The 13,889-nt window shown below is 73.9% G+C and carries 10 protein-coding genes; 8 read left to right on the top strand and 2 right to left on the bottom strand.

All coding sequences use genetic code 11. The features are described from left to right. Positions 1-226: 226 nt before the first annotated feature. The 7 genes from pseB (at position 227) to O7612_RS10495 (ending at position 7,689) form a co-directional block, all read left to right on the top strand. Positions 227-1,210, top strand: coding sequence for a UDP-N-acetylglucosamine 4,6-dehydratase (inverting) (gene pseB, locus O7612_RS10525; protein ID WP_282272642.1), 984 nt, complete (start codon positions 227-229; stop codon positions 1,208-1,210). Then, entirely contained in the window at positions 1,207-2,364 is a 1,158-nt protein-coding gene (locus tag O7612_RS10520; RefSeq protein ID WP_282272640.1) for a DegT/DnrJ/EryC1/StrS family aminotransferase, read from the top strand. The genes pseB and O7612_RS10520 overlap by 4 nt, the downstream gene beginning before the upstream one ends. 11 nt (positions 2,365-2,375) lie before the next feature. Continuing rightward, positions 2,376-3,212, top strand: coding sequence for a hypothetical protein (locus O7612_RS10515; protein WP_282272638.1), 837 nt, complete (start codon positions 2,376-2,378; stop codon positions 3,210-3,212). 41 nt (positions 3,213-3,253) lie between these two features. After that, positions 3,254-5,035, top strand: coding sequence for a class I SAM-dependent methyltransferase (locus tag O7612_RS10510; RefSeq protein ID WP_282273873.1), 1,782 nt, complete (start codon positions 3,254-3,256; stop codon positions 5,033-5,035). Between the two features lie 137 nt (positions 5,036-5,172). Beyond that, on the top strand, positions 5,173-5,895 hold the full coding sequence (locus tag O7612_RS10505) for a glycosyltransferase family protein (protein WP_282273872.1): 723 nt from the start codon (positions 5,173-5,175) through the stop codon (positions 5,893-5,895). Beyond that, positions 5,892-7,043 carry a spore coat protein gene (locus O7612_RS10500; RefSeq protein WP_282273871.1) on the top strand — a complete coding sequence of 384 codons (1,152 nt, stop codon included), beginning with the start codon at positions 5,892-5,894 and terminating at the stop codon, positions 7,041-7,043. The genes O7612_RS10505 and O7612_RS10500 overlap by 4 nt, the downstream gene beginning before the upstream one ends. A 13-nt stretch (positions 7,044-7,056) precedes the next feature. Beyond that, positions 7,057-7,689, top strand: a complete 633-nt coding sequence (locus tag O7612_RS10495; protein WP_282272636.1) for an alpha-ketoglutarate-dependent dioxygenase AlkB — start codon at positions 7,057-7,059, stop codon at positions 7,687-7,689. A 21-nt stretch (positions 7,690-7,710) separates the two neighbouring features. Here O7612_RS10495 and O7612_RS10490 read toward each other — a convergent pair whose 3' ends face one another. Together O7612_RS10490 and O7612_RS10485 are read right to left on the bottom strand one after the other, a co-directional pair. Further along, on the bottom strand, positions 7,711-10,200 hold the full coding sequence (locus O7612_RS10490) for a DNA topoisomerase IV subunit A (protein WP_282272635.1): 2,490 nt from the start codon (positions 10,198-10,200) through the stop codon (positions 7,711-7,713). A gap of 41 nt (positions 10,201-10,241) precedes the next feature. Next, on the bottom strand, positions 10,242-12,371 hold the full coding sequence (locus tag O7612_RS10485; RefSeq protein WP_348774299.1) for a DNA topoisomerase IV subunit B: 2,130 nt from the start codon (positions 12,369-12,371) through the stop codon (positions 10,242-10,244). Between the two features lie 239 nt (positions 12,372-12,610). Here O7612_RS10485 and O7612_RS10480 point away from each other — a divergent pair, with 239 nt between their 5' ends. Beyond that, positions 12,611-13,867, top strand: coding sequence for a hypothetical protein (locus tag O7612_RS10480; protein ID WP_282272631.1), 1,257 nt, complete (start codon positions 12,611-12,613; stop codon positions 13,865-13,867). Positions 13,868-13,889: the final 22 nt, after the last annotated feature.

The raw sequence follows: 13,889 nt of genomic DNA, 5'->3' as shown, positions 1-13,889 counted from the left end.
CGTTGCCCACCGGTCGCGCCGGGCCACTGTAGTCAGCACCGTCCGGGCTGGTCAGCCCGTTCGCGGCGGGGTCGGAAGTGTTCGCCTGGCGGAGGTCCGGCATTCACGGGAGCAGCGCGGGCGGTTCACCCGGGAGCGTCGGGGTGTTAACCCGGCGTGGCTAGCGTCCGTCCGGTCGCCTGGCCCGAGCCGGTGGCGCACCAACCACGAGCTGGGGAGCACCAAATTGAGTGAGCTGAATGGGTCCTCCATTCTCATCACCGGCGGTACGGGGTCCTTTGGGAAGGCGTTCCTGCGGCACGTCCTCGCCGTGGCCGACCCGGCCCGGGTGGTGGTGTTCTCCCGCGACGAACTCAAGCAGTACGAGCTGCGCCAGCAACTCGGCGACGATCCCCGGCTGCGCTGGTTCATCGGCGACATCCGGGACCGGCACCGGCTCACCCGGGCCATGCACGGGGTGGACCACGTGGTGCACGCCGCCGCCCTCAAGCAGGTGGACACCGCCGAGTACAACCCGTCGGAGTTCATCGCCACCAACATCACCGGCTCGCAGCACGTGGTCGACGCGGCCATCGAGGCCGGCGTCCGGAAGGTCATCGCGCTCTCCACCGACAAGGCGTCCAGCCCGATCAACCTGTACGGCGCGACCAAGCTCGTCGGCGACAAGCTCTTCGTCTCGGCCAACCACTACGCCGCCCAGCACCCCACCCGGTTCGCCGTGGTCCGCTACGGCAACGTGGTCGGCAGCCGGGGCTCGGTGGTGCCGCTGTTCCGGCGGCTCGCCGACGAGGGCAGGAGCCTGCCGATCACCGACAAGCGGATGACCCGGTTCTGGATCACCCTGGACCAGGCCGTGCAGTTCGTGCTGGACAGCTTCGACCAGATGCAGGGCGGCGAGCTGTTCGTGCCCCGGATCCCCAGCATGCGCATCCTCGACCTGGTCGAGGCGGTCGCCCCGGAGGCCACCACGCACGAGATCGGCATCCGGCCCGGCGAGAAGCTGCACGAGGAGATGATCGCCCCGGACGACAGCCGCCGGACGCTGCGCGCGAAGGACCGCTTCATCGTCCAGCCGACGATCGCCACCTGGGGTTACCGGCCGCCGGTCGACTGCGAACCGGTGCCGGACGGCTTCGCCTACCAGTCCGACGGCAACGACGAGTGGTTGAGCGTCCGGCAGCTGCGCGACATGCTGGGCCTCACGGCGTGACGGCGATGCTCCCGTACGGCCGGCAGTCGGTCACCGACGACGACGTCGCCGCCGTGGTCGCCACCCTGCGCAGCGACTGGCTCACCACCGGTCCCCAGGTCGACGCGTTCGAGGCGGACCTCGCGGGCTGGACCGGCGGGGCCGGCTGCGCGGCCGTGGCCAACGGCACGGCCGCCCTGCACGTCGCGTACGCGGCGGCCGGGGTGGGGCCCGGCGACGAGGTGGTGGTGCCGCCGATGACCTTCGTGGCGACCGCCAGCAGCGCGGTCGCCCTCGGCGCGCGGATCGTCTTCGCCGACGTCGAGGACGAGACGTTCACCCTGGACCCGGCGGCGGCAGCCGCCGCGACCACCGCCCGGACGAAGGTGGTCGCCGCCGTCGACTACGCCGGCCACCCGGCCGACTACGACGCCCTGCGCGCCGCGCTGGCCGGCTCCGACGCGCTGCTGCTCGCCGACGCGGCGCACTCGATCGGGGCCGGCTACCGGGGGCGGCCGGTCGGGTCGCTGGCCGACCTGACCACCTTCTCGTTCTTCCCCACCAAGAACCTCACCACCGCCGAGGGCGGCGCGGTCGCCACCGCCGACCCGGAGCTGCTGAAGCGTGCCCGCCGCTTCCGCAACATCGGCCTGGTCCGGGAGCGTGCCGAGCTGCGCACGCCGGACGAGGGCGGCTGGCACCAGGAGGTGCACGAGTTCGGGTTGAACTACCGGCTGCCGGACGTGCTCTGCGCGCTGGGCCGCAGCCAGCTACGCCGACTCGGCGACTTCCTCGCCGCCCGCGCCCGGCTGGTGGCCCGCTACGACGAGGCCCTGGCCGACCTGGACGGGGTGCTCCCCCCGGCCCGCCGGTCGTGGGCCGCCCCCGCCTGGCACCTCTACCCGGTCCGGATCCTCGACGGCCGCCGCCGGGAGGTCTACGACCGGATGCGCGCCGCCGGGATCGGCGTCCAGGTCAATTACCTGCCGGTGCACTGGCACCCGGTCTTCGCCGACCTCGGTTACCGGCGCGGGTCCTGCCCGGTGGCCGAGTCGTTCTACACCCAGCAGCTCTCGCTGCCGCTGTACCCGGGCCTCACCGACGCCGACCAGGACCGGGTGATCGACGCGCTCGGCGCGGCGCTGCGCGGCGTCACCGCGCCCGCCGCCGCCTGACCGGGGGAACGATGCACCACGCGAACCACTTCTACGGGCACGCCCATGTGCTGGCCCGCTACTGCGGGCTGGGCGACGGCCACCCGCCCCGGATCAACGGGTACGTCCAGCACGGCTGGAACATCGGCGACGGGCTCGCCCCCGGCCACCCGTACGCCGAGCGCACCCCCAGCCTGCTCTGGTCGGAGCAGACCCGGCGACGGGCCTGGTCGGTGGGGCGGCGCAACGTGGTGGTCACCGGTGCGCCCTTCGCGTACCTGCTCGACCTGCGCCGCGACGACCCGCCGCCGGCCGTGCGGGAGGGCACCATCTGGTACCCCTTCCACGGCTGGGAGGGCCAGCACGTCAAGGGCGACCACCGGGAACTGATCGCCCGGATCCGGGACACCGAACCCGGCCCGGTCACCGTCTGCCTCTACTGGCACGAGTACGGCATGCGCCGGGTCCGCCGGCTCTACGAGAACGCCGGCTTCCGGGTGATCTGCCACGGCTACCGGGGGCACTGGTGGCGTGACACCGACCCGCTCTTCCTCGACAAGCAGCTCACCGAGCTGCGCCGGCACGCCCGGGTGGCGTCCAACCGGCTGACCAGCGCCATCTTCTACGGCATCGCCGCCGGCTGCGAGCCGGCCGTCTACGGCGACCCGATGATCCTGGCCAAGGAGGACCCCACCTTCGGCGGCACCGCCCGGATCCGCCGGCAGTGGCCGGAGCTGCACGGCGAGTCGGTGGACCTGCCGACCGCCGTCGCGACCGCCCGCGCCGAGCTGGGCACCGACCACCGCTGCACCCCGGCCGAGCTGCGTGAACTGCTCGGCTGGTCACGTCCCGCAGGAGGCCCGAGTTGAGCACTGGAACCGCCGCCCCCGTCGTCCTGCCCGGTGGGGAGATGCTGGCCTGGTCCGACCTGCCGGAGCAGCGGCTGCCCGACGGGGGGCCGCTGGGCGCGCTGGCCGCCCGGGTCGTACCGGCCGGGGCGCGGGTGCTGCTCGCCGGGCCGCACGACCCGGCGCTGCTGGACCGGCTCGCCCACGCCGAGGTGACCTGCCTGCTGCGCAGCCACCCCGACGCGGTGGCGCTGGCCGACCGGGCGGCCCGGGTGATCGTCGGCGGACCGGCCGGGCTCGCCCCGGCCGACGCCTTCGACGTGGTGGTGGCCGGGGCCGGGCTGGACGCCGTCGAGTCGGTCGAGGGCACCCGGCTGGGCTGGACGGGGGTGCTGACCCGGCTGGCCACCGCCCTGCGTCCCGGCGGCACGCTGCTGCTGTGGCTGGACAATCCGCTCGGCGTCTCCCGGCTGGTCGCCACCTCCCCCTGGTACGCCGACCGGACCGACGCGGCGTGGACCGTGGGCGGGGTGCTGGACGCCGACCGCCCGGCCAACCGGGAGCAGTTACGGGCCCGGCTCGCCGCGGCGGGGCTGACCCCCGACGCCGGCTACGCCGGGTACCCCGGACGGGGTGCCCCGACGGCCCTGGTCGCCACCGAAGCCCTGGAGCGGCGACCCGCCTCGGGGCTGCTCGACGCGGTGCTGCACGGGGCCTGTGCCGGTGGTTCCGACGCCGGCACGGTGCTCCAGGACCCGGCCCGGCTGGCGGTCGACGCGCTGCACGCCGGGCTCGGCGCGGCGCTGGCCCCGGGCTGGCTGGTCACCGCCCACCGCCCCACCGACGACGACCGCCCCGGCGACCACGACCGGCCCGGCGGCGCACCGCTGCCGGTGGTGCTGGTGCAGACCGGACCGCCCGGGGTCGGGGTGGTCGAGGTGACCGACGGTCCGGACGGCTGGCACTGGGCGGTCACCGGGGGCAGTGACACCCGGGGCCGACCGGCCCCGTTCGCCAGCCGGGAGGCGGCCCACCGGGATCCGGCCGCGCTCACCGGGCCGGTGCCACCGGGCCGGCTGCTGCGGACCCTGCTGCTCGACGGCTGCCTGCGCCGCGACCTGGACGCCCTGCGCCGGCTGCTGCGCGGCTACGCGGGATGGCTCACCGGGCAGGCCGATCCGGACAGGCGGATCACCGGCGCGACGGCGCTGGCCGATCCGGACAACGTGGTCGTCGACGGGGACGCCTTCGCGGTGCTCGACCCGAGCTGGCAGGCCACCGATCCGCTGGCCGCTCAGGTGGTCCTGGCCCGGGGGCTGTGGCGGTTCGCGGTCGCCCTGCTCACCGGCGGATACGCCCACCCGTGGCCGTCGACCCTGGACGTCGCCGGGTTGACCGTGGTGCTCGGCGGGGTCGCCGGGCACGACCTGGACCGGGCCACCGTCGACGCGGCCGTGCAGACCGAGGCGGCGGTGGCCGCCGCGCTGCGCGGCCTGGACGCCGACGGGCGGGGGGCGCTCGCCACCGCGCTGCGCACGGTCACCGCCACCGACCCGCCCGCCGGGCCGCGCAGCTACCAGCAGATGCGCGAGGCCTGGGTACGCCAGCGGGAGGAGCTGACCCGGCTCGCCGCCCTGCTGAAGTGGACCGAGGAGCTGCTCACCTCGCGGGAACGGGCGCTGCGCCGCGCCGACGCCACAATCAACCTGCTCAGCGGCTCGCTCAGCTACCGGGTGGGCCGGCTCGCCATCACCCCGGCCCGGCTGGCCAAGCGCGGCGCACGGGCGGCCAAGCGGCGGGCCCGCGAGGCGCTCGGCCCGAAGCCGGCGGAGGAGCAGCAGTGACCGGCCCGGACACCGCGCCGACGGGTCGCCCCGGCAGCGCCGGCACCCCGGCTACGGGCCGACCCGGGAACGCCGACACGGCCGGACGCGACACGGCCGGACGCGACACGGCCGGGCCGACCGGCTCCGATCCGCGGATCGTCGGGATCGTGCAGGCCCGGATGGGCTCGTCCCGGCTGCCCGGCAAGGTGCTGCGTCCGCTGGCCGGGCGCAGCGTCCTCGGCCGGGTGGTCCGGGCCGCCCGGGACAGCGGGGTCCTCGCCGACCTGGTGGTCGCCACCAGCGTCGACCCGGCCGACGACGCGGTGGTCACCGAGTGCGCGCGGCTCGACGTACCCGTGCACCGGGGACCGGTGGACGACGTGCTGAGCCGGTTCGTCGGCGCGCTCGACGGCCGTCCCGGCGACGCCGTCATGCGGTTCACCGCGGACTGCCCGCTGCTCGACCCGGAGATCGTCAGCCTGGTGGCGGCGGTGTACCGGGCGGTCCCCGGGCTCGACTACGCCAGCACCTCGATCGCCCGTACCCTGCCGCGGGGGCTGGACGTGGAGATCATCCGGGCGGACACGCTGCGTACCCTGGACCGGCTCGCCACCGGGCACCACCGGGTACACGTCACCTCGTACGCGTACACCCGACCGGAGCTGTTCCGGGTACTCGGGGTGACCCTCGCCCCGGACCGGTCGGCGCTGCGGCTCACCCTCGACACCGACCAGGACTGGGCGCTGGTCAGCGCGGTCGTCGAGCACTTCGGCGACGTCAGCGTGCCCCTGGCCAAGCTCGCCGACTGGCTGGACGGACGGCCCGACCTGCGTACCCTCAACTCCTCGGTACGCCAGAAGCGGCTGGAGGAGTCCTGAACCCACCACGGATCGGGTTGCGCTGCGACGCCGGCCCGCGCACCGGCGTCGGGCACCTGGTCCGCTGCCTGGCCCTGGGCGAGGAACTCCTGGCCCGGGGCGCCCGGGTCGAGCTGTTCGGGTCCGTCGAGCGGGTCGGCTGGGCCAGCGCCCAGCTCACCGCGCGCGGCATCCCGGTCCGGCCCGGTCCGGACACCCCCGACGGGCTGGTCGAGGCGGCCCGCCGGCACGCCCTGGACGCGCTGGTGCTCGACTCGTACGAGCTGGACCCGGCGGGGGCCGGGGCGCTGCGGGCGGCCAGCGTGGTCACCCTGGCCATCGTCGACGGCGACACCCGGGGGCAGGACGCCGACCTCTACCTGGACCAGAACTTCGGCGCGGACACCCCCGACCCGGCCCACCGGCCTGCGGGCGGGCTCCCCGACGGACCGCCGCACACGCTCCCCGGCGGGTCGCCGGACGGTGGCGCAGTCGGCCGGCCCGGCGGGCGGACGCTGGCCGGCGTCCGGTACGCGTTGCTGCGCGACGCGGTGACCGCCGCCCGACCGACCGCCCCACCGCCGGCCACCCCGACACGGCGTCCCCGGGTGCTGGCCTTCTTCGGCGGCACCGACGCCGTCGGCGCGGCCCCGGTGCTGGCCCGGGTGCTGTTCGGTACCGGCCACCCGCTCGAGCTGACCGTGGTGGTCGGGCGACCGGAGATCGGGGCCGAGCTGGCGCAGGTCGTCCCGGGGCGGGGGCAGTCGCTGCGCCCCGTCGCGCCGACCGACGCCCTGCCCACGCTGATCGGCGCGGCGGACCTGGTGGTCAGTGCCGCCGGCACCTCCACCTGGGAACTGTGCTGTCTGGGTGCGCCCGCCGCACTGGTCTGCGTGGTGGACAACCAGCGCGACTCGTACCACCGGGTGGTGGCGCACGGGCTCGCCGCCGGCCTCGGTGAGCTGCCGGACCTCATCGTGCCGGGGCTGGCCGGGCGGACCGCGCGGGCGGACGCGGCCCGGACGCTGCGGACGCTGCTGGCGTCCCCGCGCCGACGGGCGGCGCTCGCGGCCCGCGCCTGGGCCACCGTCGACGGGCGCGGCCGGACCCGGGTGGCCGACGCGCTCCTGGCCCGGATCGCCGATCGTACGGGTGTACTAAACCCCTGATAGGGTGTCGGGCATGCCGCAGGCCGCCTACCAGCCGTCGATGCTCGACCTCGCCGACGCCGGCCCGACGCTGGCTCCGCTGACCGGGCTGCGCCGCCGGGTGCTCACCCGGGGCGCATGGGTCGACCACCTGCCCGGCTGGGTGCACGGCTCCGACGCGGTGCTCGACACCCTGCGCACCGGCGTCCCCTGGCGGGCCGAACGCCGCACCATGTACGACGCCGAGGTCGACGTCCCGCGCCTGCTCTGCTGGTACGGCCCCGACCGCCCGCTGCCGCACCCGCTGCTCGGCACGGCCCGCACCGCGCTCAGCCGGCACTACGCGGCCGAGTTGGGCGAACCGTTCGTCACCGCCGGCATGTGCCTCTACCGCGACGGCCGGGACAGCGTCGCCTGGCACGGCGACACCATCGGCCGCTCCGCGCACACCGACACGATGGTGGCGATCGTGTCCTTCGGGTCACCCCGCCCGCTGCTGCTGCGCCCCCGGGGCGGCGGCGACACGCTGCGCTTCCCGCTGGGCCACGGCGACCTGGTGGTGATGGGCGGCTCCTGCCAACGCACCTGGGAGCACGCCGTCCCCAAGACCGCCCGTGCCGTCGGCCCCCGGGTCAGCGTCCAGTTCCGCCCCGTCGACGTCGCCTGACACCGACGGGGCAGCCGGCGGTCAGTCGCGCTCGATGAGGTGACCGACGACGGTGGGGCCGAGCATGACCGCGAAGCCGGAGCCGTCCCGGCGCGGATCGGCCGGCGGCAGCTCCACCGGGTCACCGGTCGCGGTCGCCCCGACCGGCCGCGCGCCGATCCAGGCCACCACCAGGTCCGTCTCGCCCTTGAGGAAGCGCTGCGCCCGCACCCCGCCGGTCGCCCTCCCCTTCGCCGGGTACGACGCGAACGGGGTCACCTTGACCGTCGCCCCCGTCGAGGTGACCACCATCGGCTCCCCGTGCACGGCGTCGTCGGTGCGGACCGCGCCGAAGAACACCACCCGGGCGCCCGCCGGCAGGCTGACCCCGGCCATCCCGCCACCCTTGAGCCCCTGCGGGCGGACCACGGACGCCGCGAACCGCAGCAGGGACGCCTCGCTGGTCACGAAGGCCAACGTCTCGCCGCCGTCGTCGAGCCAGCTGGCCCCGACCACCTCGTCGCCCGCGCGCAGCGAGATCACCTCGAACTCGTCGGACCGCACCGGCCACTCCGGCGTGCACACCTTGACCACACCCTGCCGGGTGCCCACCGCCAGGCCCGGGGAGCCCTGCGCGGTCGGGCCGAGCGGGGCCAGGCCGATGACCGTCTCCCCCGCCGCCAGCGGCACCAGCTCGGCGGCGGCCATCCCACCGCGCAGCGACACCGTGCCGGCCTGCTCGGGCAGCACCGGTAGCGGCAACACGTCGACCTTGAAGGCCCGGCCGGCGCTGGTGACCAGGAGCACCCGCCCCCGGGCGGTGGTGTGCGCGACGGCGCGTACCGTGTCGTGCTTGACCCGGCCGTTGCGGCGACGCCCCTCGGACGCCTCCTCCGACTCGGCCGCGGTGCGGGCGACCAGCCCGGTCGCCGAGAGGATCACCTGGCAGGGGTCGTCGGCCACCTCCAGCGGCCCGGCCGGCGCGGACGCGGCGAGCACCTCCTTGAGGTCCCCGTCGACCAGGGTGGTCCGCCGCGCCCCGGAGAACTGCTTCACCACGGCGGCCAGCTCGTCGGAGACGACCTTCCGGAGCACCTTCGGGTCGTCGAGGATCTTCGACAGCGCGGCGATCTCCCCGCGCAGTTTCTCCTGCTCGGCCTCCAGCTCGATCCGGTCGTACTTCGTCAACCGGCGCAGCGGGGTGTCCAGGATGTAGGTGGCCTGGATCTCGGAGAGCTTGAACTTCTGCATCAGGCCGTCCTTGGCGGCCTGGGCGTCCTCGCTGGCCCGGATCAGCTTGACCACCCGGTCGATGTCGAGCAGGGCGATCAGCAGCCCGTCGACCAGGTGCAGCCGCTCCTGGCGCTTGCGCCGCCGGTACGCGCTGCGCCGGGTCACCACCTCGTAGCGGTGCGCCAGGAACACCTCCAGCAACGCCTTCAGCCCGAGGGTGCGCGGCTGGCCGTCGACCAGCACCAGGTTGTTGATGCCGAAGGACTGCTCCAGCGGGGTCAGCCGGTAGAGGTCGGCCAGCAACGCCTGCGGGTTGACGCCGACCTTGCACTCGACGACCAGCCGGGTGCCGCTCTCCCGGTCGGTGAGGTCCTTGACGTCGGCGATGCCGGTGAGCCGCTTGGTCTTGTTGACCTCGTTGGTGATCGCCGCGATGACCTTCTCCGCGCCGACGCCGTAGGGCAGCTCGACCACGGTGATCGCCTGCCGGCCCCGGCTGCCCTCCAGCGGGCCGATCTCGACCCGGCCGCGCATCCGTACCACGCCGCGCCCGGTCTCGTACGCCCGGCGCACCTCGTCCAGCCCGAGCAGCAGGCCACCGGTGGGCAGGTCGGGGCCGGGGACGAACTCCATCAGCTTGTCGAGGTCGGCGTCCGGGTGGTTGATCAGCCAGCGGGCGGCGGAGACCACCTCGCCGAGGTGGTGCGGGATCATGTTGGTCGCCATCCCGACCGCGATCCCGGACGCCCCGTTGACCAGCAGGTTGGGGAAGGCCGCCGGCAGCACGGTCGGCTGGGTCAGCGAGCCGTCGTAGTTGGGCTCGACGTCGACGGTGTCCTCGCCCAGCTCCCCGACCAGCAGCATCGCCTCCCGGGAGAGCCGGGCCTCGGTGTAGCGCGCGGCGGCCGGTCCGTCGTCCGGGGAACCGAAGTTGCCGTGCCCGTCGATCAACGGGGTGTTCAGGGAGAAGTCCTGGGCGAGCCGAACCATGGCGTCGTAGATCGCCGTGTCGCCGTGCGGGTGGTACTTGCCCATCACGTCGCCGACGATCCGGGCCGACTTCACGTGCCCCCGATCGGGGCGGTGGCCCTGCTCGTGCATGGACCACAGAATGCGGCGGTGCACCGGCTTGAGGCCGTCGCGGGCGTCGGGCAGGGCGCGGGAGTGGATGACCGAGAAGGCGTACTCCAGGTAGGAGTCGGAGACCTCGGTGACCAGCGGGTTGTCGAAGACCCGCGCGCCGGCCTGGTCGAAGGCGGACAGGTCCACCTTGGCGCGGTCGTCCTTACGGCGTGCCATCGTTCAGCTCTCTTCCCGGTGTGCGGCGGCCACGGTGCTCGTCATGCGTCGATCGCGTCCCGGTCGACCCGGTCGGAGGAGTCGATCAGCCAGTTGCGGCGCGGCTCGACCTTCTCGCCCATCAGCAGCTCGAGGATGCGCTCGGCGGCGTCGACGTCGTCGAGGGTGATCCGGCGGACCGCCCGGGTGGCCGGGTTCATCGTGGTCTCCCACAACTCGTCGGCGTCCATCTCACCGAGCCCCTTGAAGCGGGGAATAGGGGTGACGATCTGCCGGCCGGCCTTCTCCAGCTTGCGGACCGTCGCCTCCATCTCGGCCTGGGTGTAGGTGTAGGTGGTCTGCGGGCTGCGCCCCTTCGTGGTGATCTTGTGCAGCGGCGGCATCGCGGCGTAGAGCCGACCGGCCTCGATCAGCGGGCGCATGTAACGGGCGAAGAGGGTGATCAGCAGGGTCCGGATGTGCGCGCCGTCCACGTCGGCGTCCGCCATGATCAGCACCCGGCCGTAGCGCAGCGAGGACAGGTCGAAGGTACGGCCCGAGCCGGCCCCGAGCACCTGCACGATCGCCGCGCACTCGGCGTTGTCGAGCACCTGCTGGAGGTTGGCCTTCTGCACGTTGAGGATCTTGCCGCGGATCGGCAGCAGCGCCTGGTATTCGGCAGAACGGGCAAGTCGCCCCGTGCCGAGGGCGCTGTCCCCCTCCACGATGAACAATTCACTTCTGTCGATGCCTGCGGCGCGGCAGTCGACCAGCTTGGCCGGCATCGACGCGCCCTCCAGGGCGGTCTTGCGCCGGGCCGCGTCCTTCTGCTGCTTCTGGGTCAGCCGGACCCGGGCCGCGTCGACGATCTTCTGGAGCACCGTGCGCGCCTCGGCCCTGCTGCGCTTGTCCTCCAGCCAGGCCTTGACGTGCTGCTCGACCAGGGTCTGGAGCACCTTGGTGATACCGGCGGTGGACAGCTCGTCCTTGGTCTGCGAGGTGAACTGCGGCTCGGGGATGCGGACGTGCACCACCGCCGTCATCCCCTCCAGGACGTCGTCCAGGGTGGGCGGGTCCTCCTTGGGCTTGAGCAGCCCCCGGGTGGTGCGGACGGCGTCGGCCAGGGTACGGCTCAGCGCCCGCTCGAAACCCTTGCGGTGGGTGCCGCCGTGCGCGTTACGGATGGTGTTGGTGAAGCACTCGACGGTGCGCTCGTAGCCGGTCCCCCAGCGGAACGCGATCTCGACCTCGGCCCGGCGCTGCACGTTGGACTGCATCACCCCGTTGGCATCGGCGGCGTTCTCCCGGTACGTCCCCTCACCGCTGACCAGCAGGGTGCCGGAGACCGGGCGGTCACCGGCCGGGGCCAGGAACTCCACCATGTCGGTGAGCCCGTTGGGGAAGTGGAAGCGCTCCTCGACCGGCTCCTCGGCGGTCTCGTCACGCAGCCGGTAGTCGACCCCGGGGACCAGGAAGGCGGTGTTGCGCAGCTTCATCCGGACGGCGTCGACGTCCAGCCGCGCGCCGGTCTCGAAGTACCGGGCGTCGTGCCAGTAGCGGATCGACGTGCCGGTGCGCTGCCCCCGCTTCATCGTCCCGACGACCTGGAGGCCGGGGCCGGGGGTGAACGGGGCGTCCGGGCCGTCCCCGGCGAAGACGCCGGGCACGCCGTGCCGGAACGACATGGCGTGCACCTTGCCGCCGCGCCGGACGGTGACGTCGAACCGGCGGGACAGCGCGTTGACCGCCGAGGCGCCCACCCCGTGCAGACCACCGGAGGTCTTGTAGCCGGAGCCGCCGAACTTGCCGCCGGCGTGCAACCGGGTGAGCACCAGCTCGACCCCGGAGATGCCGGACTTGGCGTGCACGTCGGTGGGGATGCCCCGGCCGTCGTCGTCGACCTGCACCGAGCCGTCGGCGTGCAGGATCACCGTGACGGTGGTGGCGTGACCCGCGACACCCTCGTCGGTGGAGTTGTCGAGGATCTCGTTGACGAGGTGACCCACGCCACGGCTGTCGGTGGAGCCGATGTACATGCCGGGACGCTTGCGGACGGCGTCCAGGCCCTCCAGGTGGGTGAGGTCGTCGGCCCCGTAGAGGGTCTCAGGCTGTGCGGTCAACTGGTCGTACTCCCCGGTCTCGGCGGTGTGGTGCCGCTCACCGTCTAGATCTCCACGCGCGGCGTGCCGCAGCGAGCGTAGCCGTACGCCCCGACAGCGACGTGCAGCCCCACGTCGGACGCGGTCGCGCGTCCGTCCGGGTCAACCACGTCCGCCGGCCGGGACTTCCCCGGTCGGGCCGACACCGGGCCGGCGGAGACCATGTCCACCATTCGACGATCGTGTTAAGAGGCATTGACGCCCATCTCGCCAGGTGATCTGATCGCGGCCGAAAGGATCTTTCACATTTCCATGGACAGATGGGGGACGTCATGTCCAGGTTCCGTCGGACCGCCCTCGCGGCGCTCCTCACCGTCGCCGCGGCCGCCACACCGGTGGCCGTCGGCCCCGCCGCACCGGCCACCGCCGCCCTGCCCACCGCCGCGGTCGCCCTCGGCGACAGCTTCATCAGCGGCGAGGGCGCCGGGGCGTACGCGCCGGTGCCCGACCTCAACGGGGTGGCCCAGCCCTTCCCCGGCTGGTCGGCGTCGAACAGCAACGCCTACTTCTGCCACCGATCACCGAACGCCTCACTGTTCAAGGCGGACCTGCCGGGGATCACCGACCGGTTCAACCTCGCCTGCTCCGGCGGCCAGCCGTACGACATCGCCAACGCCTCGGCCAGCCGGGCCAAGGGCCGGCAGGTGGCCGCCCAGCTCGACCAGCTCCGCGCGGTCGGGCGGACCCACGACATCGACCTGGTGCTGGTCGGCCTCGGTTCCAACAACAGCTCGTTCACCTTCGGGAGCGTGGCCGAGAAGTGCGCCAACCGGTTCATCGCCGACGCCTGGACCGGGTGGTGGGAGTTCTGGGCGTACCTGGGCGGACCGGTGGAGCAGGAGCCCTGCTCGGACGCCGACCTGGCCACCGCCGCCCAGGTCTCCGCCGCGACGGCGGAGACCACCGCGGCGGTCCGGCAGATCCTGACCACGCTCGACCAGATCGACGCCGACGGCCAGCACCGGATCGTCTTCCAGGACTACACCAACCCGCTGCCGCCGGAGCTGGCCTCGACCTACTGGGAGGAGGACAGCCGGGACGACACCCGGGACAAGTTCCGTGACCTGGGTGCCGAGCGGTACGCCGCCGGCTGCCCGATCCACCGGGGCAGTCTCGCCCCCGGCCAGCGCTTCTCGCAGGGCCTGGGCACCCTGGTCAGCTCGGTCCGCAGCACGCTGTCCGCCGAGTTCCCCGCCGCCGACCTGGTCTACCTCAACGTGCAGCGGGCCTTCGACGGTGCCCGGCTCTGCGAGTCGGCGGGCAGCCCCGGCAACGCGCTGGCCACCCCGATCCGGCTCCAGGACGGCACCTCGGGTGTCTTCGTGACCAGCCTCTCCGGCTACGACAAGCTGGACATCCAGCGGATCGCGAACACCTGCGGGACGTACTTCCAGACCTGCCAGGAATCCTGGCACCCGAGCGCCGCCGGGCACCAGGTGCTCGGCCGGTGCCTGACCGGGGCGGCGGCCACCACGGCCCGCACGGTCGCCTGCGTCCGCTCGACGGACGGCACGGTCCGGGTCAGCTGAGCCGACGGTCGGTGGGAGCGGC

Origin of the sequence: Micromonospora sp. WMMD987, from assembly GCF_029581435.1 — a bacterium.
GTDB classification, from domain to species: Bacteria; Actinomycetota; Actinomycetes; order Mycobacteriales; family Micromonosporaceae; genus Micromonospora; species Micromonospora rifamycinica.
Note: the sequence above shows the minus strand (reverse complement) of the source record. Positions and strands in the feature narration are given on the sequence as shown.

Excerpts from the sequence above, each read along its gene's own strand:
- O7612_RS10510 (WP_282273873.1), top strand. The coding sequence starts at position 3,254 with ATGCTGGCCTGGTCCGACCTGCCGGAGCAGCGGCTGCCCGACGGGGGG.
- O7612_RS10495 (WP_282272636.1), top strand. The coding sequence starts at position 7,057 with ATGCCGCAGGCCGCCTACCAGCCGTCGATGCTCGACCTCGCCGACGCC.
- O7612_RS10480 (WP_282272631.1), top strand. The coding sequence starts at position 12,611 with ATGTCCAGGTTCCGTCGGACCGCCCTCGCGGCGCTCCTCACCGTCGCC.
- O7612_RS10515 (WP_282272638.1), top strand. The coding sequence starts at position 2,376 with ATGCACCACGCGAACCACTTCTACGGGCACGCCCATGTGCTGGCCCGC.
- O7612_RS10490 (WP_282272635.1), bottom strand. The coding sequence starts at position 10,200 with ATGGCACGCCGTAAGGACGACCGCGCCAAGGTGGACCTGTCCGCCTTC.